Source organism: Streptomyces montanus (assembly GCF_005786655.1).
Classification (GTDB): domain Bacteria; phylum Actinomycetota; class Actinomycetes; order Streptomycetales; family Streptomycetaceae; genus Streptomyces; species Streptomyces sporangiiformans.
This window is the reverse complement of sequence record NZ_VBZC01000049.1, coordinates 10,070-35,558: the sequence shown is the minus strand read 5'-3', so window position 1 is coordinate 35,558 and position 25,489 is coordinate 10,070. Positions and strand designations below refer to the sequence as shown.

Sequence of the window (25,489 nt, the reverse complement as noted above, 5' to 3'; positions counted from 1 at the left end):
GTTTCTGTTCCAAGGGATTATCCTGAAGCGCATGGCGAGCACGTCGGGTCCCGAAACCAGTGGCAGCGGAGACATCGTCCGCACCCTCGAACTGCTGTGGGACACGGGCAAACGGCCCAGTCGCGGCCCCAAACCGGGGCTGACGCTCGACCAGATCGTGGAAGCGGCCGTCCGGATCGCGGACGCGGAGGGCCTGGAAGCCGTCTCGATGCGCCGGCTCTCCACGGAGCTCGGCACCGGCACGATGTCCCTGTACCGCTACGTCCCCGGCAAGGGCGAGCTGCTCGACCTGATGCTGGACCGCGTACAGCGCACCTCCGAGGACGAGTCCGTCTTCGGCGAGGGCTGGCGCGACGCGCTGGAGGCCCTGGCCCGCGAGACACTCGCCCTCTACCGCCGCCATCCCTGGCTGCTCCAGGTGAACCAGACCCGCCCGGTGCTCGGCCCGGGCGCCGTCGAGGGCATGGAGAAGGTGCTCGTGCGCATCAAGCCCATGGGCCTGGCCGATCCCGAACTGATCTCGGCCGTCATCCTGATCGACTCGTACGTCGTCGGGGCCGCCCGTACGCAGCTGTACGCGGAGGAGGCGGAGCGGAAGTCGGGCCTGACGGACGCCGAGTTCTGGCAGGCCCAGACCCCGGTCCTGGAGAAGGCCATGGCCTCCGGCCGCTACCCCGTCCTCGCCTCGCTCAGCGACGACGCCTTCGGCACCGGCTTCGACCACTTCGAGTTCGGTCTGCAGCGGATCCTGGACGGGCTGGAATCACTCGTCGAGGGGCGCAGGCGCGGCTGAGGGTGACAAGCCGGGCGCCGAGTGCCTGTATGGAGACATGAGCACTCCGACTCCCAGCCCTGAGTTCACCCCCTTCGTGAAACAGTGGGCCGTCCTGCTCACCAGCCACAAGAAGGACGGCACAGGCGTCGGCACGCCCGTGAGCATCGCCGTCGAGGGCGACCACGCGTACTTCCGTACGCCGGGCAAGGCCTGGAAGGCCAAGCGCCTCCGCAACAACCCGGAGGTGGAGATCGCCCCGTGCACCCCGCTGGGCAAGCCGACGGGGCCCGAGATCCACGCACGGGCCCGGCTCCTCGAACCGGACAGCGCGGAGGACAGGCACGCGGCGAAGCTGCTGCGCCGCAAGTACCCGATCATGCATCGCGTCTTCGTACCGCTCGCTCACAAGATCATGGGCACGTCGACGCTGCACTACGAGGTGCGCCCGCGGGGGGAGTGAACGGGCAGCCGGAGGGTGCCCTCCGCCGCGAGGGCCGCGCGGCCGGTGACGGACGGGACGTCGTCCGTGAACGTGACCTGGATCCGCGAGGGCCGGTCGAGGGCATGCCCCTGCGCGAGGGTGACCCTGAAGTACCCCGGCACGGCCCATCAGCCGCTGCGCCGGCTCATATCCGAGACCCGTGACTAGCCGCGTCGGAAAAGGCGCTTGAATCCGTAGACGACGGCGAGCCCGACGGCGAGGGCGATGGCGCCCACCTTGAGGTTGCCGTTGGCGCCGTCCCCGCTGTCGCCGTCCCCGTCGGCCGCCGAACCACCGCCCGTCGAGGAGGACTTGTCCCCCTCCCCGCCACCGCCCGGCACACTGCCGGGCTCCACGGAGCTCTCCTCCCCCTCGCTCCCGTACAGCAGCGTGGACCCGTCGGGGGTGTAGGTCATCGACTCCCCCTGCCCCTGGAGCGGCACGCTCAGCCGCCCCTCCTTCTTCGGCTTCCCGCCGTTCCAGTCGTACGCGGTCCCGCCGAAGTAGCCGCGTACGGCGAGCTGCTTGCCGTCCGGCGAGAAGGCGCCGTCGGTGACCCAGAGGTCGATGTCGCCGATGCGCTTGAAGACGTTCGTGCCCTTGGCGCTGAGCGTCGCGGGCTGCTCGTACAGCCCGCCGCCGTCCTCGTTCTTGGAGACGATGTAGACCTTGCCGGTCTTCGGATGCACCATCATCGCCTCCGCGTCGCGGGCCCCGTCCGCGTACTTCACGACGTACTGCGTGGCGCGGACGGTCTGGTCCTTCAGCTCCTTCGGCTCGGGCAGCTCGTAGATCCACACGTAGGGCCATGTGCCGCCCAGGTTGTCCCCTATGTCGCCGACGTAGAGGTGACCGTTGGGTCCGACGGAGATGGCTTCCACGTCCCGGGGGGAGCCCACACCCGCCATCGTGATCGTCGCGACGGTGTCACCGGTCCGGCTGTCGACGGCGTAGAGGAAGGCACCGTCGTCGCTGTCGTTGTGGGTCCAGTAGATGCCCGGGTGGGCACGGGAGGCGGCCAGCCCGCTGGACTCGGTGATCCTCGAGTCCTTGATCGTGAACCCCTCCGAGCCCTCCGATCCGTCATCGGCAGCGGCGCGGGCGGACGCGGGCGCGCCCAGCGCGACGGCGGCGAGCAGAGCTCCGGCGAGTAACGTCAGCGAACGGCGCATGGCCCCAAGCCTGCCATCCCCGCCCGGCGTTCACGCCGCGTGGTCATCCTCACACGCCGACCGCCACGGTGAGCGACGACGATCGACGATGATGAGCGGATGCTCAGGTTCATGCCCGTCGGCGACTCCCAGACCATCGGAAGCGCGGGCGAACACACGTGGCGTTACCGGATGTGGCAGCACCTGCGCACGACGTACGGCGGCCCGTTCCGCATCGTCGGCCCGCGCGAGACGCTCTACGACAAGGCGACGGACACCCCCGACTCGTACGAGTACGCCGACCCGGACTTTCCCCGCGGCCACCTCGCCGGCTGGGGCGAGGGCTGGTTCCACCTCGCTCCGCAGATCGCCGAAGCGGTACGCACGCAGCGGGCGGACGTCCTCCTGGTCTCCCTGGGCCTGATCGACCTGGGCTTCTACACGGACGCGGACGGGACGGCGGCCAACGCCCGCGCCTTCATCTCCGAGGCCCGCTCGGCCAACCCTCGCGTGGCGATGGTCCTCCTCCCGGTGATCCCGAACGTACGGGCGCACACGGACGCCCCCTTCGCCGCCGAGGTCGCCCGCTTCAACGAGCTGCTGGCGAAGGCGGCGGCGGACCTGGACGAGCCCCGCTCCCCGCTTCTCCTCACCTCACCCCCACCGTCGTACGACGTCCACCTCGACACCTACGACGGCACCCACCCGAACGCCTCCGGCGAACACAAGCTCGCGGCAGCCTTCGCCGACGCGATGCACCAGGCCTGGGACTTGGGCGAGCCGTACGCCCACTGAGGGCCTCTTCCCCGGGCGCCACGCTCGGCCATCTGGTGCTCGAAGTCGCGGCCGAAGTAGTTCAGGCCGCGCGGCGGCCGGAGACTCATCGGTCATGTCCGTCCGCGTCTGCTCAGCAGGGCCAGCGCCACCAACAGGACGCACCCTGCGGCTTCGACGCCGAGGGTCGGCTTGACCAGGTTCGCGTCGATGGCCTCCTGGAACCCGAAGAGACCGGAGGTGAGGCTGACGATCAGGGCCACCAGTGTGCCGGCCGTGAACAGCGTTCCCAGCGTCGCGAGGACGGGCAGGAGGCGGGTGGGTGTGATCAGCAGCGACAACGCGAGCAGCCCGGCCCCGATCGCGTTGAGCAGGAACAGCGTGCCGATCGTGTCCAGATATCGGTAGCCGTCGTACCAGAGGTGGAGGTGGATCGCGCCCATGGCCGCGGCCGTTCCCGCCGCGGCCAGCCGGAGGACGATGAGCGTGAGCGCGACCGTGCGCTCAGTAGCCATTGCCGTCGGTCGTGTCGGTGCCGCCGTCCATCGAGGCGGTGCCGCCCACGGTGAGCTCGGTCTTCATGCCCATGCCCTTGTGGTCGTCGACAGGGCAGTACACCTCGTACTTGCCGTCCTTCAGCGAGACGGTGAGGTTCGCCGACTCTCCGGGTGCCAGCGTCCGCGTCTCCTGTTCCGTTCCGGAGCCCTCGATCTCCATGGCGTGGTCGTGATGGCCGTCGTTCTTGACGACGAAGGTGTAGTCACCCGCCTTCAACGTCCTCTCGGACAGCTCCATCTTGAAGTCGACCAGCTTCACGTCCACCTGGGTGGTTCCCGGCTCGCCAGTCTGTTCCGGGGCTGACGATGACGAATCACCACCGTCGCCGTTTCCGCCTCCGCACGCCACGAGGATGCCCGCCAGTGCTCCGGCGGCCAGCCCGGGCCCGACGTTCCTGCGCACGAACGTCATGAGCGTCGTCGCCATGTCTCGGCCCTCCGTGAGAAATCGTTCCTGACCAGAGGTACGGACGGACCGCGCCAGGGGATTTCCGGCAAGCGGGAGCAAGCGGGAGAATGGGACCGTGATCCCGCGTGGAACCGGGGGAATCCGTTCGGCGAGGTTCGCCGTATCCACTGGTGTGCGGAGATTGGGCCTACCACTCGGGCGGCTCTCGGACGAGGCGCTGCTGGCGGGAATGGCGACCGGCGACCCGGAGATCGCCCTCGCGTTCGTCCGCCGGTTCCAGCGCATGGTCTTCGGTATCGCCATCGCTGTCGTCGACGACCCCCAGCTCGCCGAGGACATCGCCCAGCAGACCTTCGAAAGGGCCTGGCGTCATGCGCAGGTCTACGACTCCCGGCGCGGATCGGTGAAGACCTGGCTGGGGACCATCACGCACAACCTGGCCATCGACGCCGTCCGCGCGCGCAAGGCGACCCCGGTCTCCCCCGAGGACCTCGACGCTCTGCTCGGCATCGTGACCCGCACGCCCGAACAGTGGGCACTGGCCGACGAGGCGGCGTCCCGGATACGGGCCGCGGTGGCGGGCCTGCCGCGCCAGCAGGCGCGTGCCGTGGTCATGGCCGGGATCTACGGGATGACCGCACAGCAGATCTCCGAGTTCGAAGGGATCCCCCTGGGCACGGCGAAGACACGGATCAGGACAGCGATGGGGAAACTGCGGACGGTTCTGGGACCCGAGCGAGCCGATCATGACTGACAGGGACTGCGAGTGGCTGAGGGCCGTCGCCGACGAGCTGGCGCTGGGTATCCTCCCCGGTCAGGAGCGCGCCGAGGCCATCGCCCACCTGGACCGCTGCCCCACCTGCCGGGAGCACGTCGAGCAGCTGACGCTCGTCGGCGACGGACTGCTCTCTCTCCTGCCGGGCAGCGAGCCGCCCGCCGGCTTCGAGACACGGGTGACGGACGGGCTGGGCCTGAACCGGCCGGCGCGACGGCGGCGACCACGGGCCGGCGTGGCGGTCGCGGCCGCCGCCGCGATCGCCCTCGGGTTCGGCTTCGGTGGCTGGGCCGTCGGTACGGCCATCGAGGGAGCGTCGGCTCCCTCCTCGCGGAGTTCGGAGCTTCCCGGCTCGGAGCACGGCCTGCTCGCAGCGTCTCTGCTGGCCCCCGACCACCGCCCGGTGGGACGGATCTTCGCCTATACCGGATCTCCGGGCTGGGTCTACATGTCGGTCCACCTCAGCCGGGACGGGTCCGGATCCGACTCCCAGGCCGGAGACGGGTCCGGATCCGACGTGCAGGCCGGAGACGAGTCCGAGGCTGCAGGGTCGCGCGACGGATACCCGGAGGCCGGAAAGGTCAGCTGCCGACTGGAGCGTACGGACGGCACGTCGGTCCACATCGGGGACTTCTCCCTCGACGAAGCCGGCCGGGGCTACTGGGGAGCCCCCACGCGGGTCGACCCGGACACGGTGTCCGGTGCCCGGCTGCTGGCCGCGGACGGCTCCGTCCTGGCCACGGCCCACTTCGACGCACGGCAGAACCAGTGACCGCACCGGTGTCCTCGATGTGACGTGGGGCCGCCCGTTTCTTGGGCAGCGTCGTGCTTCCACGGTCCGAGCGCATCCGCCAGGTGATCGCCAACCTCGGCGGCAACAGCGACCTGCCCGAGGTTCCGACGGTGCTGGGGCCCCCTCGGCCGCGATGGCCAGCCGCTCGACCTCCCGTTTTTACGTAGGACGAAGGGCCGGTCAGCCTCGCCACGGCTACTTTGAGGTCGCGGGCGAGTTCGAGGGCAAGGTGGTTTTGGCCCAGCCCGTCATCTTCGTGGCGCACATTTCCCACACGGGTGATTCGGGCGCCCTCATATGAGCGGCTGCTGGTGGTTTCATGACTGAATGCCCCTTCGGCCAGGTGGCCTCGGTCTGGTTGCCCGCCTCGTCGTAGACGTACTGCTCGTAGGCGCAGGTGCACTTGCTGGAGGCTGCGACCAGCGGAGTTTCTGAGCAGCTGTCGGACTGTGATGTGACTAAGGGTTGCTGCAACGCGACAGCACGATCGACCAGAGGGCGCCAGACCTCAGGTCGCCGTGAGGAGGATCGTTGACGACGTACACGGAGGAATGGGCCGTGGTCTCTCGGAAGTGACCGAACCCTGCCATGGAGGCGTCAGCAACTTCCTCAAGAGCACCACCCCGAGCCTGTAGCACCGTCCGGAACGGGTCGAATCCCACGCGCTCCTGGAACTTCCCATAGGCCCGCTCAAGCGGTGCCGGCACCATCCCTTCGAGTCCGCGCGCCAAGCGGTGGATCTGCAGTGACGCCGACACGGACTCCCAGTGACCGTCGCGTTTGGTGAAGGCGACTTCGACGAGCCCGTAGTCGCGTCGCATACGCGACTTCTGCACGTCGTCCAGGAAATCGCCGCCGAGCCCCTCCTCCCACCTTTCCGGTGGGGCACCGACGGGTACACCAAGCACCTCGTTGCGCATGGTCGCGTTCACGTAGAAGTCGATGTCTGACATCAATCGGCCTTCGGCTTGTTCAGCTTCTCGAGGTTCTTGATGAGGAAGTGGATTTCCGCGGCCCGGTTCTTGCTCATTCCGAAGGCACCCTTGTTCATGGCGTCTCGTGCGGACGTGGCCTTCTCGATGATGTCGTTTCTGAGTGCCGGGTTCGAGTGGATCTCGTCCAGCACCTTCTGTACTTCGCGCTCGCTGGCGGTACCGTGCTTGAGCCTGATCCCCTCGGCACTGATCCCGCCCCTGTTGTTGGGAAAGATGCGTACCTCCATGTTCTTGATGTGGATGTGCGCACCCTTGGTTCCCCAGTCCTGATAGGCGACCGAGGCATGAGTACTGACCTGAACTGGATCAAGAGCAGCTACAGCGGCGGCCAGGGTGGCGAATGCGTAGAGGTAGCCATAGCCCCCACCACCATCCACATCCGCGACTCGAAGAACCCCGCCGCCGCAGCCCTCATGGTCACCCCCACCACCTGGTCCGCCTTCCTTCAGGCCGCCCGGACCAGGTGGGGTGTTGCCTAGAGCGCACTCCACCCCGTTGGCTATGAGTCATGAAGTACACGCAGCTCGGACGCACAGGACTCAAGGTCAGCCGGATCGTGCTCGGGACCATGAACTTCGGTCCGCAGACCGACGAAGCGGACAGCCACGCGATCATGGACGCGGCGCTGGACGCGGGGATCAACTACTTCGACACCGCCAACGTGTACGGCTGGGGCGAGAACAAGGGCCGTACGGAGTCGATCATCGGAAGCTGGTTCGCCCAGGGCGGCGCGCGGCGGGACAAGACCGTGCTGGCCACCAAGGTGTACGGGAACATGGCCGAGGGCGACGCCTGGCCGAACCACGACAAGCTCTCCGCGGTCAACATCCGGCGGGCGGTCGACGCCAGCCTGAAGCGGCTGCAGACCGACTACATCGACATCTACCAGTTCCACCACATCGACCGCGCCACTCCTTTCGAGGAGATCTGGCAGGCCATCGATGTGCTGGTGCAGCAGGGGAAGATCCTCTACGCCGGGTCCAGCAACTTCCCCGGGTACAAGATCGCCCAGGCCAACGAGATCGCCGCCCGCCGGGGCGGCACCATCGGTCTCGTCAGCGAGCAGTGCCTCTACAACCTCGCCGAGCGCCGCGCCGAGATGGAGGTCATTCCGGCCGCGCAGGAGTACGGGCTGGGGGTCATCCCGTGGTCCCCGCTGCACGGCGGACTGCTGGGCGGCGTCATCAAGAAGGAGGTCCAGGGCGGGCGCCGGGCGAGCGGCCGGTCCGCCGACGCGCTCACCAACACGGCCGTGCGCGCCCAGGTCCAGGCGTACGAGGACCTGCTCGACAAGCACGGGATCGAGCCCGGCGAGACCGCCCTGGCCTGGCTGCTGACCCGGCCGGGGGTCACGGGACCGATCGTCGGGCCGCGCACCGCCGAGCAGCTCGACTCCGCCGTACGGGCGACCGAGCTGGAGTTGTCCGAGGAGCTCCTGGCGTCCCTGGACGAGATCTTCCCGGGGCCGGGGCCGTCTCCGGAAGCCTTCGCCTGGTAGGGAGCACGGCTGCCCCGGCGATGGCCGTCGGCTACTTGCCGAGTGCCGCCGCCAGTGCCACCACCACGAACATCAGCACGAGCACACCGGCCATGATCCGGTTACGGGTCTTCGGGTCCACGTGGTCGAGCGTAACCGCCTACTCCTGGGCTCCCGCGCCGGGGCCGAGGGGTAGGCGGACCTGCGTCTCATAGCGGGGCTGTTCGCCCTGGACCCCGGATCGGGGGAGGTTGCTGCGGACGAGGTGCAGTGCGTCGACGGACCAGGTTCGGCCGGCGAAGGCGTTCAGCAGGGAGACGTACGGCGCGAAGTCCGCCCGCTCGCGGGCGCGGGCCAGCGTGAGGTGCGGGTGGAAACCGTGGTGCCCGCGATCCCCGCGGTCACCCGGTACGCCCGCCTTCCGCCCCGCCGCCTCGGCGCGCTCCGCGAGCAGCCGCATCGTACGGAGCTCACCCGTCGCGCCCACCCACAGCGCCCGGCCCCCGAACCGGCCCCCGCCCCGCAACGCCAGCTCGAACGGATCGGTCCGTCGGGCCGCCCGCTCCAGCCGGGCCGACAGATCCGGTACGAGCTCGTCGGCGACCTCTCCGTAGAACGCGAGCGTGAAGTGCCACCCGGGTCGCCCCGTCCAGCGGAGCCCGCCGGCTCCCGGCAGCTTCCTCAACTCGTCGACCACCGATTCGAGTTCGGCGGTCGCATCCTCCGGTGGCAGCACGGCGGCGAAGAGTCTCATGGGGCCAGTCTCCCTGCCGTGCGCCTTCACGCCCGAGCGTGTCCTGGTCACCGTGCGTATCGTTGTACCGCGCGGCTGCGCTCGTCCGAGCGGCAGCCGGGGAGGAGCGCCACGATGACCGTCTCCCTTATGGAGAGACAGGATCGGGATGGCCGAGAGCAGCGACGGACTCACACTCGACGCGATGTTCGAGTGGCTGGAGAAGATGCCCGTCCCCGAGGGAATCAAGGCTGAGATCGTCGGGGGGGAACGTCTTCCTGTGGCCGCAGCGCCGCACGCACTGGCAGATCACCCTTGGCATCCTCGACCAGCTGCACGACCGGTATACGAGGCAGCGCCTGATGTCCGATGTCCGCATCGACTTCCCCGGGCATCTCAACGGGTTCGCGTCCGACGTGGCGGCCCTCGTGGAGGGTTTCGAGCCGGACGACAAGGACGGCTTGCGGTATCAGGACGTCGAGTTCGTCGCCGAGGTGATCTCCAAGGACACCGCCCGCAACGACTACGAGCCGAAGAAGGCCGCGTACGCCGCCGCCGAGGTGCCGGTGTACCTGATCGTGGATCCGTACACCGGCCAGTGGCACCTGCACACGCTGCCGAAGGACGGCGAGTACCGGGGAACGCTCAGCCTCGACTTCGGTGACGAGATCGACCTGACGGGGACCGTGGTCGGCCTCGTCCTCAAGACCGACGAGTTCCCCCGCGACTGAGTCCGCGCTCCGGCCCGGTCGCCGCTGCCCCCGGCCCCCGGCAGCGGGACGGCCGAGGCGACGCCCTACGCCACCGTCGCCAACTCAGGCTCCCGCTCCCGCTCCTCCTCCCGCGGGACGAACCGGACCCGCGGGTGGCCGTGGTTCCAGCCGACCGACAGGCGCAGGCCGCCGACGCGGGCCAGGATCAGCCCCACCGTCGCCGCGGCCAGCGCCGAGACGAGGCCGCCGAAAGCGAAGCCCATACGAGCGCCGAACGAGTCGGTGACCCAGCCGACGAGGGGTGCCCCCAGCGGCGTACCGCCGACGAAGACCATCATGAACAGGCTCATGACGCGGCCGCGCATGGCGGGGTCGGTGGCCAGCTGGACGCTGGCGTTGGCGGTCGTGTTGACCGTCAGGGCGGCCATGCCGATGGGGACCAGCAGGAAGGCGAAGAGCCAGTACGACGGGGACAGCGCCGCCGCGATCTCCAGTACGCCGAACACGGCCGCCGAACCCACCAGGAACCGCAGACGGACCGAGGCCCGGCGGGCCGAGAGCAGGGCTCCGGTGACCGAGCCCACCGCCATCAGCGTGTTGAGCAGGCCGTACGTCCCGGCGCCCGCGTGGTAGACGTCGTCGGCGAACGCGGTGAGCCAGATCGGGAAGTTGTAGCCGAACGTACCGACGAACCCGATGAGCACGATCGGCCAGATCAGCTCCGGCCGGGCGGCGACATAGCGCAGCCCCTCCCGCAACTGGCCCTTGCCGCGCGGCGCCCGCTCCACCTTGTACAGCTCGCTCGTGCGCATGAGGAGCAGACCGGTGATGGGCGCCAGGAAGGCGAGGCCGTTGATGAGGAACGCCCAGCCGCTGCCCACGGTCGAGATCAGAACGCCGGCGACGGCGGGGCCGATGAGGCGGGCGGAGTTGAAGTTGGCCGAGTTGAGGCTGACGGCGTTGCGCAGCTGGTCCGGGCCGACCATCTCGGAGACGAAGGTCTGCCGGGTCGGGTTGTCGACGACGGTGACCATGCCGAGCAGGAACGCGATCAGATAGACGTGCCAGACCTGCACCTGCCCGGAGAGGGTGAGGACCGCGAGCGCGAGACCGCACAGGCCCAGCGCGCCCTGGGTGAAGAACAGCATCCGCCGCTTGGGGTAGCGGTCGGCGATGACACCGCCGTACAGGCCGAAGAGCAGCATCGGCAGGAACTGCAGCGCGGTCGTGATGCCGACCGCGGTCGAGGAGCCGGTCAGGCTCAGCACCAGCCAGTCCTGCGTGATGCGGGACATCCAGGTGCCGGTGTTGGAGACGAGGCCGCCGGTGGCGAAGAGCCGGTAGTTCCGGATCCGCAGCGAGCTGAACGTCGACGACTTCTCAGGGGAGGCAGGCGACGCAAAGCGATCCGGGGCCGTGGAGGAAGCAGAAGAAGCAGAGGAAGCAGGGGACGTGGAGGAAGCAGGAGTCGTAAGGGCGTCGGGGGAATCGGGGTCGTTCGGTCCGGGGGCGGAAGCTGCTCCGGGTCCCGTACTCAATCGGGTCGCCTCCTTTGGCTATGACTACAGGTGCGCGGACTACAGGTGCGCGAGCTTCTCAAGGACGGGGGCGGCCTCGCGCAGCTTGGCCCACTCGTCCTCGTCGAGGCCGTCGACCAGGTCTGCCAGCCACGCGTTCCGCTTGCGGCGGCTCTCTTCGAGCATCGCCTCGGCGCGCTCGGTCTGCGCGACCACCTTCTGGCGCCGGTCCTCGGGATGCGGCTCCAGACTGACCAGGCCCTTGGCTTCGAGAAGCGCGACGATGCGGGTCATCGAGGGCGGCTGCACATGTTCCTTGCGGGCGAGCTCGCCCGGCGTGGCCGTGCCGCATCGGGCGAGGGTGCCGAGCACCGACATCTCGGTCGGGCTCAGCGACTCGTCGACCCGCTGGTGCTTGAGTCGGCGGGACAGCCGCATCACGGCGGATCGCAGTGCGTTCACGGCGGCAGCGTCGTCGCCATGGGTCAGGTCAACCATGTTCTTTAGCGTAACTCATTACCCTACCTAAAGACCACCTGAATGCTCATCCGTCTCCCGTGACCCCGGCCACTCCACACCCCGGTCACCCGTTTGAGTGAGCCCGCTCCGAAAAGTGACGCACGGTCCGGTCGGTGGCGGCGACCCTCGTAGGCATGGGGACCAGCGTGCTGAGCCTGCGGATGGACGGGGAGCTGCTCGACCGGCTCCGGGATCGTGCGGCGAAACGGGGAATGAGCGTCCAGGACTATGTGATCCGGACGCTCATGCGCGACGACTTCGACGAGCGGTTCCGTACGGCGGTCGAGGAGACGGAGAAGTTCTACGGGGTCGACGCGGACGCCTGACGCGGGGAACTCCCTCGTAAGCTGTGCACATGGCGAAGTGGACCCCCAGGCACGAGGCACCGGAACCCCTTGAGGGTCCCGTCGTCGCCACCATCACAGGCGGCACGATCCTCTGGTTCGTCCTCTTCGTGGCGCAGCTTCCCTTCTACGGCTGGTTCGACGACCACGGGCACCTGTGGTGGCTGTGGACCTGCCTGGCCGGCGCCGGCCTCGGCCTGATCGGTATCTGGTACGTACGGAAGCGGGACGCGGCGATCAAGAGGGACGCGGCGGCGAAGGCGACCGGTCCCGACGGCCCCCCGAACACCGCCCATGAGATGACGGATCCGGTCTCCGACTAGGGCCCATACGGAACGACCACTTCCGCGCAGCCTCGTACAACCACGGCATCACACCACGTCCTACCCTGGTCGGATCTTTGCCGCACTCGGCATGTGGAGCCCCATATCCCCCCGTACCGTCGTCTGCATGACGCACATCGACGCGGGCGCCGAACTCGATCCTGTGCATCCGGCCTCTGGCCCCGTCACGCGGGCCAGAGGCCTGACCGCGACCCAGGTCGCCGAGCGCGTGGCCCGGGGCGAGGTCAACGACGTACCGGTGCGCAGCAGCCGCTCCACGGTCGACATCATCCGCGCGAACGTCTTCACGCGGTTCAACGCGATCATCGGTGTGCTCTGGCTGATCACGCTGGCCGCCGCGCCGATCCAGGACAGCCTGTTCGGCTTCGTGATCCTCGCGAACACGGGCATCGGCATCATCCAGGAGCTGCGCGCCAAGAAGACCCTGGACTCGCTCGCGGTGATCGGCGAGGCGCGGCCCACCGTCCGCAGAGACGGCGTCGCGACCGAGGTCAGCACCTCCGCGATCGTGCTCGCGGACGTGATCGAGATCGGGCCGGGCGACAAGATCGTCGTGGACGGCGAGTGCGTCGAGACCGACGGACTGGAGATCGACGAGTCGCTGCTCACCGGTGAGGCGGACCCGGTCGTCAAGCAGCCCGGCGACCAGGTCATGTCGGGCAGCTTCGTGGTCGCCGGCGGCGGCGCGTTCACCGCCACGAAGGTGGGGCGCGAGGCGTACGCGGCGCAGCTCGCCGAGGAGGCCAGCCGCTTCACGCTGGTCCACTCCGAGCTGCGCAGCGGCATCTCCACGATCCTCAAGTACGTGACGTGGATGATGATCCCGACCGCCATCGGCCTGATCATCAGCCAGCTCGTCGTCAAGGAGAACGACCTCAAGGACTCCGTGGCGCGGACCGCGGGCGGCATCGTGCCGATGGTCCCCGAGGGCCTCGTCCTCCTGACGTCCGTCGCCTTCGCGATCGGGGTCATCCGGCTCGGCCGGAAGCAGTGCCTGGTGCAGGAGCTGCCGGCCATCGAGGGCCTGGCCCGCGTCGACACCGTCTGCCTCGACAAGACGGGCACGCTCACCGAGGGCGGCGTGGACGTCACCGAGGTGCGGTCCTTGGACGGCCATGACGGGACGTACGTCCGCAAGGTCCTCGGCGCGCTCGGCGCCTCGGACCCGCGGCCCAACGCCTCGCTGCAGGCGGTCATCGACGCCTACCCGGACAGCGGGGACTGGGGGTGCGAGCAGGCACTGCCGTTTTCCTCGGCACGCAAGTACAGCGGGGCTTCCTTCACCGAGGGAAACGGCGAGTCGAGTACGTGGCTGCTCGGCGCGCCCGACGTGCTGCTGCCCGCCGAGGACCCGGCGCTCGCCGAGACCGAGCGGCTCAACGAGGACGGGCAGCGGGTACTGCTGCTGGCCCGGGCCGTCAAGGATCTCGACGACCCGCGGGTCCAGGAGGGCGCCCGGCCCGCCGCACTCGTCGTCCTGGAACAGCGGCTGCGCCCGGACGCGGCGGACACGCTGCGGTACTTCGACGAGCAGAACGTACAGGCCAAGGTGCTCTCCGGCGACAACGCGGTGTCGGTGGGCGCGGTGGCGGGGAAGCTGGGGCTCACGGGGAACGTCATGGACGCCCGCCGGCTCCCCGACGAGCGGGACGAGATGGCGAAGGCGCTCGACGCGAGCACGGTGTTCGGCCGGGTCAGCCCGCAGCAGAAGCGGGACATGGTGGGCGCGCTCCAGTCGAACGGGCACACGGTGGCGATGACGGGCGACGGCGTGAACGACGTGCTGGCCCTGAAGGACGCGGACATCGGTGTCTCGATGGGCTCGGGCTCGGAGGCCACCCGGGCCGTGGCGCAGATCGTGCTGCTCAACAACAGCTTCGCGACACTGCCGTCGGTGGTCGCGGAGGGCCGCCGGGTGATCGGCAACATCACGCGCGTCGCGACCCTCTTCCTCGTCAAGACGGTCTACTCGGTGCTGCTGGCCCTCCTGGTCGTGGTCTCGCGGGTGGAATACCCCTTCCTGCCCCGGCACGTGACCCTGCTGGGCACCCTCACGATCGGCGTCCCGGCCTTCTTCCTGGCCCTGGCCCCCAACAAGGAACGGGCTCAGCCCCACTTCGTCCGCAGGGTCATGCGGTACGCGATCCCCGGGGGCGCCGTCGCGGGGCTGGCCACCTTCGCCACGTATCTGATCGCCCGTGAGCACTACACCGGGCGCGAGGCGTTGGACGCGGAGACGAGTGCCGCGACGCTGACGCTCTTCCTGATCTCGCTGTGGGTGCTGGCGATCATCGCCCGGCCCTACACCTGGTGGCGGATCGGCCTGGTCGCCGCGATGGGCGCGGGCTTCCTGATCGTCCTGGTCGTGCCGTGGCTCCAGGAGGTCTTCGCACTGAAGCTGGTGGGAACGACGATCCCGTGGAGCGCGGTGGGCATCGCGGTGGTGGCGGCGGCCACCCTGGAGCTTGTGTGGAAATGGGTGGGCCGCCGCGATGCGCTCCGCGGGAACGCGGTTACTGCACGTCGATGAAGTCGCCCGTGGCCTTGACGGCCGGGGTGGTCGAGGTGCCCGCGAAGACGTAGCGGAAGTAGCCGTCCTGGGCGGCCTTGACGGTGGTCTTCAGGGCGCCGCCGGAGCCCGACTCGACCGTCTTGACGTCCGTGTAGGTGGACGAGCCCTTCTTCTTGAACTGGAGCTTCACGGCCTGGTCGGTGTAGCCCGCGTACTTCTCGGTCTCCCAGTTGGCGCGGCTCAGCTTGCCGGTGATCGTGATGGTCTTGTTCTTCTTGACCGGCTCCGGGGCGGCGTTCACGGTCAGCTTCGACGCGCGCTGGATCTTGAAGCCCTTGACGTTGTCCTTCTGGACGTAGTCGCCGTCAGTGCCCTGGGCGAGCGCCCAGACCTTCCAGCCGCCGGCCAGCGCGTTGAGGAGGTCGGTGTTCGCCTTGACGGTGTAGGACGACTTGCAGGTCGACGTCGTGGCACTGACCGCGGTGCAGACGGCCCTGTCGTCGCTCGAGTCGGCCACGGCGCCGCCGTCGAGGTGGTCGAAGTCCGGGCCGTGCCACAGGATCGCCTGCCCCCAGTCGATGCCGGAGTCGTCGGTCGCGGTGAAGCTGACCGTGAAGGTCTTCCTGGTGGTGGTGCCGAGGACGACTGCCTTGCCGCCGTTCACGACGACATTCGAGATCTTGGTGTCGCCGATGACCGTGTCGAGAGGGCCGTTCGCCGCGAAGGACTCCGCGGTCCTGGCGACCGAGGCGGTGCTGGGCTCGTCATCGGCGTGGGCGGCCGGGACGACGACAGCGGAAAGGGCCAGGGCCCCGGTTACGGCGGCCAGGGTGGCACGCATACGCATGTGTTCCCCACGTGGAAAGGGGGTCCCGCGGCACAACGCTGTCACGCGGGACCCAGTTGGTCTGAGAGAAGCCGGTCGGCTGGTCTGAAGCCGGTCGGCTCGTGATCAGATCCACGAAGTGGGCGAAAGGTTGTACGAGTTGTAAAGGTCTTGGGCAGATGTTGTTCAGCTCACATCTACCTGCCTCTCCGGCCTCGCTCGCCCGGGCGATCGGTTACTGCACGTCGATGAAGTCGCCCGTGGCCTTGACGGCCGGGGTGGTCGAGGTGCCCGCGAAGTTGTAGCGGTAGTAGCCGTCGTAGGACGCCGTGACCGTGGTCTTCAGGCTGCCCGCCGTGGACGAGGTGACCGTCTTGACGTCCTGGTAGGTGGTCGTGCCCTTCTTCTTGTACTGGAGCTTCACGGGCTGGTTGGTGTAGCCCGCGTACTTGTGCGTGTTCCAGTTGGCGCGGGTCAGGGCGCCGGTGACCGTGATGGTCCTGCCCTTCTTCACGGGCTCCGGGGCGGCGTTGACCGTCAGCTTGGAGTAACGCTGCAACTTGGTGGAGGCGAGGGCGTCCTGCTCGGCGTAACCGACCTTGGTGACGTCGAAGGTCTCGCCGGCCGGGTCCTGGCCGTTGAAGGCGATGGCGTAGCCGAGGGCCTTCCAGGAGGTGGCGTCGGTGTTGTCCAGCTCGATGCCCGGGTAGACGTCGATGGTGCCCTTGCAGGTGGCGACGGTGGTGGAGACCGGCGTGCAGGTCGGGAGGTTGTCGCCGTAGAGGGTGTTGTCGGGCTCTCCGTAGGAGCCGCGGTAGATCTCGACGTCCAGGATGAAGTCGTCGGCGAGGATGTCGACGTCGGCGCCGTGCGTCACGGTGAAGGTCGTCGGGACGGTGACCTGCTTGCTGGTGCCCGCCACTATCGGCTTTCCACCGTTGACCTTCACGTTCGAGAAGGTGAGGTCGAGGGCGTACGGGGCGTCGTCCTCGGCGACCACGCGCGCGGAGGTCTGGTCGTAGGTGGCCCGGACGGACCGGGCGGCTTCCCTGACCTTGGCCGCGTCCGCGCGGGAGGCGGTGGAGTCGTCGGCCTGTGCGGCCGGAACGGCGAAGGCGGAGAGAGCCAGGGCGCCGGTGACGGCGGCCACGGTGGCACGTATGCGCATGCGTTCCCCTGATGGAGAAAGGGGCGCCCACGGTAAGCGGCTTCACGTGGGGCCCGAGTGATCGTGGGGTCTATTGACCCGCTGATCAGATCTCTTTCAGGGGGGATTGGTTGCGCGGGTGGTGAAGTTTGCGTGTACTTGTGATCAAGGTCACAAGGCTCCGACAACACCACCCCGCGCACCGCCCACCGCGCACAACGACCTCAGTCGAACCAGCGGTCGCGCGCCAACTCCTCCGTCCTGGAAGCGTCTTCGAGCAGCGCGGCGACCTCGAAACGGCGCGGCCACTGTCGGGCCGCCCAGGCGAGGCCGGCCGCGACGCCCTCCAGGGTGGCGGCGTGCAGCACGCCGTCACGCGTGCGGCGCCAGTCGATCTCGACGCCGTCGACGAAGAGTTCCTCGTGTTCTACGTACGTCTCGGGCGTCGTCGGTCCCAGCAGGACGCGGACGGAATCGGGGACCTCGTGCTCGACGCCCTCGCTGGTGACCTCGCCGGTCACCGACTCGCTGAGCCGCCGCACTTGGAACAGTTCGGCGAGGTCGGCGGCGCGTGACGGCCGTACGGGGAGCAGCGGGACGCCGGCCGTGAACGGCAGCAGGTCCGGCGAGTCCACGACCACGGCGTCGGCCGCGTCCACCACCGTCACCTGCCCGTCGACGACCGCGCGCACCTCGTCCGGCAGGGTCACCTGCTCCGGGTCCAGGTCGGCCAAGGCGCCGTAGAGGGCGTGCAGTTGGGTCGCGGAGACGGGACGGTCGGGGTCGGCCAGGCGGTCGAGGAGCTCGGCCGCACCACCGGGTTCGTCGAGAAGCGCCGCGACCGAGGTGCGCACCCCGAGGGCCCGCAGCACCTGCTCGTCCTCGAACCCGGTCGCGTCGGCGGCGTCGTACAGGCCGTGCAGCAGCGGATCGCCGCCCGCGGCGCGCAGCCCCGCCGGACGGCGGCCGTCGAGCACCGGGTTCCCGCGCAACCACCAAGCGGTGTAGGACCGGACGATCTCGTGCGTCCCGTCCGGCAGCAGGACGCGGACCGGCTGGGTGAGGGCGTCGCGCAGGGGTGGACGCGAGAGCAGCGTCAGGGCCTGCGGCCAGCGGTCGTCGTCGACCAGATCGAGATCCCGTACGGAGACGATCTCGGTGGCGACCGGCGGAACCGGCGTCTCGGGCAGCCGGTCGAGGACGTCCTCGCACCACACGTCGACGGCGTCGAGCAGCCCCACGTCGTCGGGCTCGGCGAAGTCGCCGTCGCGCGGCTCCAGTTCGTCCGGGTCGAGGACGACATCGGTGGCGCGTACGAGGGCGAAGTTCGCCAGCACGCCACAGGCGGCCAGCGGCTGCTCGCCCCACCGCTCGGCCAGTTCCCCGTCCACGGCGGCGAGTTCGTCCTCCCGCATCACCTGGGCGAAGGGGCTGCCGGGCAGGACCAGTTCGCCGGCCGGAGCGAGTTCGCCCTCCTCGTCGGGGAGGGCGAGGGCGCCGAGCCAGGGTTCGTCACCGGGTTCGAGGCCGGCGTCGCGGACGAGGGCGAGGACGGTGTCGGCCAGCTCTTCGGCGTCCGGGGCGTCCTCGTCCCAGCCGCCGTCGTCGAGGGAGGCGGCGACAGCGGCGCGTACCTGGGGGGTGGTGAGGACGGCGCGTGGCGTGGCGGCCAGGGCGCCGAGCTTCTCCAGGAGGGGGTGGGCGGCGTCGGGGTGGGCGACTTTGAGGCCGAGGCGGGCGAGGGCGTGGGGAGCCGCTCCGGTGGCCTCGGTGGTGGTCCGGGTGTCGTCGGCGGTGGGCTGGATGCCGTCCGCGGTGGGCAGCAGGATCTGGCGGGGGCCGATCGTCGTACGCCCGTCCGCCAGCGGCACCGGAAGCCCCGACAGCCGGTCCGGGTCGACGCCGGCCAGGCTGTCGTACAGCCGCCGCCACCAGCCTGGCTCCTTCTCCAGGCCGGCGAGCCGGTCGATCGCCTCGGTCAGCGGCACCCGCTCGACACCCAGGGTCCGCAGTTCCACCCGGCGTTCGAGCCCGGCGGGCAGCAGGCAGGGCAGCACCTCGGCGAGCACGCGTACGGTCTCGGCCCCGGCGCCCTCGACGACCTCGGCGTCGCGGGGGCGGAGGGCTTCGGGCAGGTCGGTGTCCTCGCCCGGCGGGGCGGCCGGTGGCAGGAAGGCGGTTCGCGGCAGCCGGTCCAGGATCGCCTTCCGCAGCGCACCGTCCAGCTCGCCCTTGCCGAGCGGGCCGGGCACGAGGTCGATGATCCCGGCCCCCACCGGGCGCCATGCGGCGAGCAGTTCGGTGTACGCGTCGGCCGCGCGCTCGACGATGAGGTCGGTCAGCGGCCCGGGGGCGGCATGGCGGCGGGTGGAGTCGAGGGGCAGGGAGGCGATGAGGAGAGCCGGTACGCCGAGGGGGTCGTCGCTGGGCGTGGGCGCGTGGACGACGGGGCTGGTGCGGGGGCGGGCGGGGGCGCCGTCGGCGTCGACGGGGACGGCCCAGGTGAGGGACCAGTGCGGGCGCAGACGCTCCTCGACGGGGCGGTCGGCGAGGAGGGCGGGGTCGAGGGAGCCGTGCGCGGAAACGGTACGCCAGCGGGTCGTACCGTCACGGGAGTCCTCGACCGTGACGATGTTCTCCCCCGCGTTCTCCCCTGCGCCACCCCCTTCGTGCCGGAGCCGGAGCGTGCGAACCGTGTCGCCGCTCTCCACGACGACCTCCTCCAGGCCGGGCAGGGCGAGGAGCAGCGCGTCGTCGATCGAGTCGAGGAGACGCTCGGCGAGATCCTGGGCGGCCGGGTCGCGCAGGGGCAGGATCACGGCGGTGTCGTACGGGTCCGGGGCGCTGGCCTCGGCGGCGAGCGGCAACCGGAGCAGGGGCACATGGCCGTCCCGGCGCCGGAGCTCGTCGCCCAGGCCGGGGCTGTGGCGGGCGGTGTCCGTGGCGAGGTCGCGGGCCTCGGCGAGGGACCAGCGGACGCCGCCGTGGCGGCCGACGAGGGCGGGTTCGTCGGTCACGGAGAGCACGGCGGCGAATCCGACGCCGAACCGGCCGACCGTACCTTCGCTGTCCTCTCGTTTCGCGGAGGCGCGGAGGGTGGACAGCGACTCGACGCCGGCGGCGTCGAGGGGGGCGCCGGTGTTGGCGGCGACGAGGGCGCCGCCGCGGAGGGTGAGCCGCAGACGGCCCGGTACGCCGGCCCGGGCGGCGGCGTCGGCGGCGTTCTGCGCGAGTTCGACGACGAGGCGGTCGCGGTAGCCGCCGAGGACGAGCTCCTCCTCGGCGTTCGCGTCCTCACGGAACCGCGCCGGGCTGGCCGCCCAGGCGTCCAGCACCCCTCGCCGCAGGCGCGCCGTCCCGAACGGATCCGCACCCTCGGCTGCCGGCCGCACGAACTTGCTCACGGTTCAGTCTCCTTCTCCAGGTGTACGGCCGCACGCGGTACCGGTCGCGGCACGAAGGTACCTCGTACCTCCGGCGGTTGGACGGGGTGCCTCCGGCGGTTGGGCGGGGGCCTGCTGGTGGGTGGGTCGGGGGCGTGTGCCGGTGGGCGACTGCGGGCGCGCCCCTTCAGGGGCGCGGGGAACTGCGCGACCGGCCACAGCCGGCCCGCGGCCGAAGTACACACCCCACGCACCCCCGCCCCCTCCCGCCCAGGGCGACTGGCGGTATGGGGGGCCTGGGGGCGCAGCCCCCTGTTTCGGGAAGGGGTGGGGTTGGGGAAAGGAAAAGCCTCCCAACCACCCGGAGGCTAGGAGTGGCCGAGCTCCGCCGACGACTCGTCCGTCGTGGTCGGCACCGAGCCGGAGTCCGGGGCCGGCCGCAGGGGGAAGGGATCCACCCGCGTCTCGTCGATCACCGGCGCAGCCGGCCGCGGCGGCGTAGGCATGACCGCCGCCTCCGAGTGCCCCCCACACCCGTACCCGAGCGACACCACACGCCCATCCGCCGGCGAGAACTCATTGGCACAGATGCCGAACGCCTGCCCCAGCGACCCACCGACGGGATTCAGGAAACCGCACGAGACGCATGTGGCAGGCGCCGCCTGGGCCATCGCGGACTTCGGCCCGTACGACTCCTCCCAGCGGTCGGCCGCCGCGTGCAGGCCGTACCGGGACAGCACGCGCGCCCGGCGCATCCCCAGCTCCTCGGCGAGCGCCGAGATCGAGCCACGGGAAGGGGGGACCGGAAGGTTCGCCGGCGCTCCGGCCGTGACCTCGACGTCCTCCGCCTCGACGAGCTCGGCCATCTCCCCGGAGACGAGCGAGTTCGGCGCGGGCTCGTCCTCGCCGGTGAAGCCGGGTTCCAGCCGGAGATCCTCCGCGTCCGTGGGGAGGAGGTCCCCAGGACCCATGTCCCCGGGCCGGAGCCGCTCGCTCCACGGCACCCACTCGGGAGCGAGCAGTGCGTCGGGCCCGGGCAGGAGCACCGTTTCGTCAAGGGTCACGATCTTCGCGCGCGAGGCCCGCGCGACGGTCACCGCCCAGCGCCACCCTCGATACCCGGGCTCCTTGCACTCGAAGAAGTGCGTGACAACGCGGTCCCCTTCGGAGACGAGCCCGGCGTGCTCCCCGACGACGCCGGGCGCGGCGGCCTCCTCGGCCGCGGTCCGGGCGAGGTCGACGGCCTCGGCGCACAGACGGTCGGGTGTGCGGCTTCGCGTTGTCGCGCTCACTGGTATCGCTTCTCTCCTACGCCGTCTCACGGGTGCGCCATCCCGGCGGGGGTGCGGACGGAGCGGCTGGGGCCTCCCAGGCCTTGAGACACTGGAGGAGGGCCGCGTCGACGTCCGCGCCCGATCGCACTCGGGCGCACCTACGTCATCCATTCTGCGGTATGACCGAGAGGCGCGCGGCCGAGAACCACCGCCGCGGGCGCGCTACGCACGCTACCCTCTCGCCGCCGCTGGGCACACACCGGCGGGAATCTTCGGCGCTCCGCGGGTCCGGGGCGAGCGGGCTCACAGCACCCCACTCGGCCGCTATACGCGCGGTAACCGGGCTACACCGGCCCTTCAGGGGGCACTATGACGGAGTGGCAGACGCAGAGTCGGCCCACGGCGGCACCGGAATCGGCCGAGGTGGCGCCGGGGAATGCCGTCGGACGAGCGGAGCGGGCCCGGTGCGCGGGGCCGTCCGCTCTGTCGGACGTGCTCTGCATCTGCCGTTCTCGGGGACGGCGAGGGGAATCCGGAAGGCGACGCACGCGCACGGGGCGGGCGAATCGGGCCTCGGCAAGCTGATCGAGCTGCACGGAGTGAACGGCGCGGGGGACATGATGATCACCGTGGCGCTCGCGTCCACGGTGTTCTTCTCGGTACCGACGGACGAGGCCCGTGGCCGCGTGGCCCTGTATCTGGCGATCACGATGGCCCCGTTCACGCTGCTGGCCCCGGTCATCGGTCCGCTCCTGGACCGCCTCCCGCACGGCCGCCGGGCCGCGATGGCCGGCGCGATGCTGGCGAGGGCGATCCTCGCCCTGCTGCTCTCGAGCGCGGTGGTCACGGGCAGCATCCAGCTGTACCCGGCGGCGCTCGGCGTGCTGGTGGCGTCGAAGGCGTACGGCGTGGTGAGAAGCGCGGTGGTGCCACGGCTCCTGCCGCCCACCTTCTCGCTGGTGAAGGCGAACTCACGGGTCACCCTGGGCGGGCTCCTCGCGACGGGTGCGGCGGCGCCCGTCGGGGCGGGGCTTCAGGCGCTGGGTCCGCGCTATCCGTTGTACGGCGCGTTCGTGATCTTCGTGGTGGGCACGATCCTGTCGTTCTCGCTCCCTCCCAAGGTCGACTCGCCGAAGGGCGAGGACAAGGCACTGCTGGCGGCCGACGAGCAGCACCTGCACGGGCCGCACCTGAAGCCGCCACAGCGCCCGGGGCTGCGTACGGTCGGAGCGGCGGTCACCCACGGACTGGCGGCGAACGCGGCGCTGCGCGCCCTGTCCGGGTTCCTGATCTTCTTCCTCGCGTTCCTGCTGCGCGAGGACCCGCTCGGCGGCCAGAGCGCGGCCGTCTCGCTCGGCATCGTGGGCGTCTCGGCGGGGGTGGGCAACGCGCTCGGTACGGCGGTCGGGGCGGCGCTGAGATCGCGGGCGCCCGAGATCATCATCGTGGCGGTCATCGCCTTCGTGCTGGTCGTGGCGATCGCCGCGGCGGTGTTCTTCGGAGCGGTCCTGGTGGCGGCGCTCGGCGCGGTCGCCGGGTTCGCGCAGGCGCTGTCCAAGCTGGCGCTGGACGCGATAATCCAACGGGACGTGCCGGAGCTGGTCCGTACGTCGGCGTTCGCGCGCTCGGAGACGTTGCTGCAGATGGCCTGGGTGGTCGGCGGGGCGGTCGGGATCGCGCTGCCGCTCAACGGCTCGCTCGGTCTGACGGTGGCCGTCGGGATCGTCGCGGCCGGCTGGCTGTTCACGGTGCGCGGCCTGGTGAGCTCTGCCCGGCACCGGGGAGACCGGCCGCACGCCCGGGTGGCCTGACGGCCGCACGTCTCGGCAGGGGGCTGGGCGGCACGCCATGGACCCCACGTGGCCGAGCCGTCGGGGGCGCCCGATAGCCTTCGGCCATGACCTCCCTGCCCCGCGGCAGTGCCGCTACTGGACACGGCCTTGCGCGCCGTCGTCGCGCCGTCGCCGCCGTCGGCGCCGTTTCCGCCGGACTTCTCGTCCTGTCCGCCTGTGACGAGCCGACGCCGATGGCGACCGTCACGGTCGGCAAGTCCTCGAAGAGCGCCGAGGCCGTGTGCTACGAGAACGGCGAGAACCTCGGCCGTGAAGAGGCGACCAAGTGCGCCCTGAAGAAGGCCTCGGACTCGATCAAGGTCCCGCAGGGCGAGACGCTGCGCATCGGTGTCGACCCGGAGGTCGCGGACAAGGGCTGGGCCCTGTGGATCAACGGGCAGCAGGTCACTCCGGCGTACAAGAAGACGTACTACGCCTTCCAGGGCGTGGACCTCTTCGCCGACCAGCAGGGACAGGCCGCCCCGAAGACGCTGTACATCAGCATCGTCCAGCAGTCGGGTTCGCAGTTCCAGGGCGTGTGGAACTTCAAGCTCGAGAACGCGGACGCCTGATCCCGGCACCATGCGCATCCTCGTAGCCACCGCGGTACCGGCCGAACGGGACGCGGTGGCGCGCGCGTTCACGGCCGCCCCGGGCCCCGACACGTACGACGTGCTGGCCGCGGGCGTGGGCTGCGCCGCCGCCGCGGCCGCCACCGCGACGGCTCTCACCACCGCCGCCCTGACCGGCGCCGCGTACGGGCTCGTCGTCTCGGCCGGGATCGGTGGCGGCTTCCTGCCCGAGGCGCCCGTGGGCTCCCTCGTCATCGCCGACGAGATCACCGTCGTGGACCTGGGCGCGGAAACCGCGGAAGGTTTTGTTCCGGTCACCGAGCTCGGCTTCGGCAGCGTCAGCCACCGTCCACCGGAAACACTCGTACGAGACATCGCGGGCGTCACGGGAGCACGCACCGGCACGGTCCTCACCGTCAGCACCGTGACCGGCAGCGCCGGGCGGGCCGCCGAGCTGCGGCAGCGCCATCCGCGGGCGCTGGCCGAGGCGATGGAGGGGTTCGGGGTCGCGGAGGCGGCCGCCGCGCACGGTGTGCCGGTGCTGGAGCTGCGTGGCGTGTCCAACCCGGTCGGCCCGCGCGACCGTGCCGCCTGGCGGATCGGTGACGCCCTCGCCGCGCTCACCGAGGCCTTCGGGAAGCTCGCGCCCGTATTGGAGAGTTGGAACCCACATGAGCCCAATGAGCCCCACGAGCCCTGACAGCTCCCGGCAGCCTCCCGCGAGCCCTGACAGCTCCGAGCAGCCGCCCGCGAGTCCGTCACAGCCGCTGCGGATCGCGTACTCCCCCTGCCCGAACGACACCTTCGTCTTCGACGCCTGGGCCCACGGACGGATCCCGGGCGGGCCCGCGCTCGACGTGACCTTCGCGGACATCGACATCACCAACGGTATGGCCGAGCGCGGTGAGTTCGACGTGCTGAAGGTGTCGTACGCCGTCCTGCCGTACGTCCTCGACACCTACGCGCTGCTGCCGTGCGGCGGTGCGCTGGGGCGGGGCTGCGGGCCGCTGGTGCTGACGCGGGAGCCGGGCGTGGACCTCACGGGCCGTACGGTCGCGGTGCCCAGCGAGAAGTCGACCGCGTATCTGCTCTTCCGCCTGTGGGCCGCGGACGCGCTGCGCGGCCCGATCGGCGAGATCGTCGTGCTGCCCTTCCACGAGATCATGCCGGCGGTGCGGGACGGCAAGATCGACGCGGGGCTCGTGATCCACGAGGCCCGTTTCACGTACCAGAACTACGGCCTGCACAAGCTGGCCGACATGGGTGAGCACTGGGAGCGGACGACCGGCCTTCCCATTCCCCTGGGCGCGATCATCGCGAAGCGCTCGCTGGGGCGTGAGCGGCTGCGTGTGCTCGCCGAGTCCGCGCGGGCGTCCGTGCGGGCCGCCTGGGACGATCCGGAGGCGTCGCGTCCCTACGTCCTGGAACACGCCCAGGAGATGGATCCGAGGGTCGCGAACCAGCACATCGGGCTGTACGTCAACGAGTTCACGGCGGACCTCGGTGAAGAGGGGTACGCGGCTGTTCGCGGCCTGCTCACTCGCGCGGCGGCCGAGGGGCTGGTTCCGCCGCTCGCGCCGGACGCG

The 25,489-nt window shown here is 70.3% G+C and carries 26 protein-coding genes and 1 pseudogene; 15 read left to right on the top strand and 12 right to left on the bottom strand.

Features of this window, described 5'->3' with window-relative positions; translation table 11 throughout:
• Positions 1-31 precede the first annotated feature (31 nt).
• The gene (locus FE633_RS34095) at positions 32-793 is read left to right on the top strand and encodes a TetR/AcrR family transcriptional regulator (protein WP_138049039.1); all 762 of its coding nucleotides are present in this window, start codon (positions 32-34) and stop codon (positions 791-793) included.
• Positions 794-830: 37 nt separating this feature from the next.
• Positions 831-1,235, top strand: coding sequence for a PPOX class F420-dependent oxidoreductase (locus FE633_RS34090; RefSeq protein ID WP_138049038.1), 405 nt, complete (start codon positions 831-833; stop codon positions 1,233-1,235).
• Positions 1,236-1,420: 185 nt separating this feature from the next.
• Here FE633_RS34090 and FE633_RS34085 read toward each other — a convergent pair whose 3' ends face one another.
• Positions 1,421-2,428 (bottom strand): WD40 repeat domain-containing protein, encoded by a 1,008-nt coding sequence (locus FE633_RS34085; protein WP_138049037.1) that lies wholly within the window; start codon positions 2,426-2,428, stop codon positions 1,421-1,423.
• A gap of 99 nt (positions 2,429-2,527) precedes the next feature.
• On the opposite strand from FE633_RS34085, the gene FE633_RS34080 reads away from it, so the two are divergent.
• Positions 2,528-3,202, top strand: coding sequence for an SGNH/GDSL hydrolase family protein (locus FE633_RS34080; RefSeq protein WP_138049036.1), 675 nt, complete (start codon positions 2,528-2,530; stop codon positions 3,200-3,202).
• Between the two features lie 92 nt (positions 3,203-3,294).
• On the opposite strand, the gene FE633_RS34075 is transcribed toward FE633_RS34080, so the two are convergent.
• Positions 3,295-3,696: a hypothetical protein gene (locus FE633_RS34075; RefSeq protein ID WP_138049035.1), complete on the bottom strand. Its 402-nt coding sequence runs from the start codon at positions 3,694-3,696 to the stop codon at positions 3,295-3,297.
• Complete coding sequence (locus FE633_RS34070; RefSeq protein ID WP_138049034.1) at positions 3,686-4,165, bottom strand: cupredoxin domain-containing protein; 480 nt, start codon at positions 4,163-4,165, stop codon at positions 3,686-3,688. Before FE633_RS34070 ends, FE633_RS34075 begins: the two co-directional genes overlap by 11 nt.
• A 154-nt stretch (positions 4,166-4,319) precedes the next feature.
• On the opposite strand from FE633_RS34070, the gene FE633_RS34065 reads away from it, so the two are divergent.
• The gene (locus FE633_RS34065) at positions 4,320-4,901 is read left to right on the top strand and encodes an RNA polymerase sigma factor (protein ID WP_246113963.1); all 582 of its coding nucleotides are present in this window, start codon (positions 4,320-4,322) and stop codon (positions 4,899-4,901) included.
• Complete coding sequence (locus FE633_RS34060; RefSeq protein ID WP_138049033.1) at positions 4,894-5,694, top strand: hypothetical protein; 801 nt, start codon at positions 4,894-4,896, stop codon at positions 5,692-5,694. Before FE633_RS34065 ends, FE633_RS34060 begins: the two co-directional genes overlap by 8 nt.
• A gap of 479 nt (positions 5,695-6,173) precedes the next feature.
• On the opposite strand, the gene FE633_RS34055 is transcribed toward FE633_RS34060, so the two are convergent.
• Together FE633_RS34055 and FE633_RS34050 are read right to left on the bottom strand one after the other, a co-directional pair.
• Positions 6,174-6,647 carry a hypothetical protein gene (locus tag FE633_RS34055; RefSeq protein ID WP_138049032.1) on the bottom strand — a complete coding sequence of 158 codons (474 nt, stop codon included), beginning with the start codon at positions 6,645-6,647 and terminating at the stop codon, positions 6,174-6,176.
• A 20-nt stretch (positions 6,648-6,667) separates the two neighbouring features.
• Entirely contained in the window at positions 6,668-6,937 is a 270-nt protein-coding gene (locus FE633_RS34050) for a hypothetical protein (RefSeq protein ID WP_138049031.1), read from the bottom strand.
• 57 nt (positions 6,938-6,994) lie between these two features.
• Between FE633_RS34050 and FE633_RS34045 the strand changes: the two genes are divergently transcribed.
• Entirely contained in the window at positions 6,995-7,189 is a 195-nt protein-coding gene (locus tag FE633_RS34045; RefSeq protein ID WP_138049030.1) for a DUF397 domain-containing protein, read from the top strand.
• Between the two features lie 29 nt (positions 7,190-7,218).
• Positions 7,219-8,208, top strand: a complete 990-nt coding sequence (locus tag FE633_RS34040; RefSeq protein WP_138049029.1) for an aldo/keto reductase — start codon at positions 7,219-7,221, stop codon at positions 8,206-8,208.
• A 139-nt stretch (positions 8,209-8,347) separates the two neighbouring features.
• Here FE633_RS34040 and thpR read toward each other — a convergent pair whose 3' ends face one another.
• A complete protein-coding gene (gene thpR, locus FE633_RS34035) occupies positions 8,348-8,941 on the bottom strand; it encodes an RNA 2',3'-cyclic phosphodiesterase (RefSeq protein WP_138049028.1) in 594 nt (197 codons plus the stop codon).
• Between the two features lie 148 nt (positions 8,942-9,089).
• Between thpR and FE633_RS34030 the strand changes: the two are divergent.
• Positions 9,090-9,651, top strand: a pseudogene (locus tag FE633_RS34030) (Uma2 family endonuclease).
• Between the two features lie 65 nt (positions 9,652-9,716).
• Here the strand turns inward: FE633_RS34030 and FE633_RS34025 are convergent.
• Together FE633_RS34025 and FE633_RS34020 are read right to left on the bottom strand one after the other, a co-directional pair.
• On the bottom strand, positions 9,717-11,171 hold the full coding sequence (locus FE633_RS34025; RefSeq protein WP_138049027.1) for an MFS transporter: 1,455 nt from the start codon (positions 11,169-11,171) through the stop codon (positions 9,717-9,719).
• 39 nt (positions 11,172-11,210) lie between these two features.
• Entirely contained in the window at positions 11,211-11,648 is a 438-nt protein-coding gene (locus tag FE633_RS34020; protein WP_119103058.1) for a MarR family winged helix-turn-helix transcriptional regulator, read from the bottom strand.
• A gap of 155 nt (positions 11,649-11,803) precedes the next feature.
• Here FE633_RS34020 and FE633_RS34015 point away from each other — a divergent pair, with 155 nt between their 5' ends.
• The 3 genes from FE633_RS34015 (at position 11,804) to FE633_RS34005 (ending at position 14,887) form a co-directional block, all read left to right on the top strand.
• Positions 11,804-11,995 carry a ribbon-helix-helix protein, CopG family gene (locus tag FE633_RS34015; RefSeq protein WP_138049026.1) on the top strand — a complete coding sequence of 64 codons (192 nt, stop codon included), beginning with the start codon at positions 11,804-11,806 and terminating at the stop codon, positions 11,993-11,995.
• 29 nt (positions 11,996-12,024) lie between these two features.
• The gene (locus FE633_RS34010; RefSeq protein ID WP_138049025.1) at positions 12,025-12,336 is read left to right on the top strand and encodes a DUF2530 domain-containing protein; all 312 of its coding nucleotides are present in this window, start codon (positions 12,025-12,027) and stop codon (positions 12,334-12,336) included.
• Between the two features lie 127 nt (positions 12,337-12,463).
• Positions 12,464-14,887, top strand: a complete 2,424-nt coding sequence (locus FE633_RS34005; RefSeq protein ID WP_138049024.1) for an HAD-IC family P-type ATPase — start codon at positions 12,464-12,466, stop codon at positions 14,885-14,887.
• On the opposite strand, the gene FE633_RS34000 is transcribed toward FE633_RS34005, so the two are convergent.
• The 4 genes from FE633_RS34000 to FE633_RS33985 form a co-directional block, all read right to left on the bottom strand.
• Positions 14,871-15,716 (bottom strand): DUF5707 domain-containing protein, encoded by an 846-nt coding sequence (locus FE633_RS34000; protein ID WP_138049023.1) that lies wholly within the window; start codon positions 15,714-15,716, stop codon positions 14,871-14,873. The two genes, FE633_RS34005 and FE633_RS34000, sit on opposite strands and share 17 nt — an antisense overlap.
• 214 nt (positions 15,717-15,930) lie before the next feature.
• On the bottom strand, positions 15,931-16,863 hold the full coding sequence (locus tag FE633_RS33995) for a hypothetical protein (RefSeq protein ID WP_138049022.1): 933 nt from the start codon (positions 16,861-16,863) through the stop codon (positions 15,931-15,933).
• Between the two features lie 203 nt (positions 16,864-17,066).
• Complete coding sequence (locus FE633_RS33990; protein WP_138049021.1) at positions 17,067-20,246, bottom strand: sacsin N-terminal ATP-binding-like domain-containing protein; 3,180 nt, start codon at positions 20,244-20,246, stop codon at positions 17,067-17,069.
• A 347-nt stretch (positions 20,247-20,593) separates the two neighbouring features.
• Entirely contained in the window at positions 20,594-21,517 is a 924-nt protein-coding gene (locus FE633_RS33985) for a DUF3027 domain-containing protein (protein ID WP_342791232.1), read from the bottom strand.
• A gap of 359 nt (positions 21,518-21,876) precedes the next feature.
• Here FE633_RS33985 and FE633_RS33980 point away from each other — a divergent pair, with 359 nt between their 5' ends.
• The 4 genes from FE633_RS33980 to FE633_RS33965 form a co-directional block, all read left to right on the top strand.
• The gene (locus tag FE633_RS33980; protein WP_171060231.1) at positions 21,877-23,310 is read left to right on the top strand and encodes an MFS transporter; all 1,434 of its coding nucleotides are present in this window, start codon (positions 21,877-21,879) and stop codon (positions 23,308-23,310) included.
• A gap of 86 nt (positions 23,311-23,396) precedes the next feature.
• Positions 23,397-23,903: a hypothetical protein gene (locus FE633_RS33975; protein ID WP_138049019.1), complete on the top strand. Its 507-nt coding sequence runs from the start codon at positions 23,397-23,399 to the stop codon at positions 23,901-23,903.
• A 10-nt stretch (positions 23,904-23,913) separates the two neighbouring features.
• Positions 23,914-24,603: a futalosine hydrolase gene (locus FE633_RS33970; protein ID WP_138049018.1), complete on the top strand. Its 690-nt coding sequence runs from the start codon at positions 23,914-23,916 to the stop codon at positions 24,601-24,603.
• Positions 24,604-24,676: 73 nt separating this feature from the next.
• Positions 24,677-25,489: 1,4-dihydroxy-6-naphtoate synthase (locus FE633_RS33965; RefSeq protein WP_138049063.1), on the top strand; the 813-nt coding region annotated here is incomplete at its 3' end.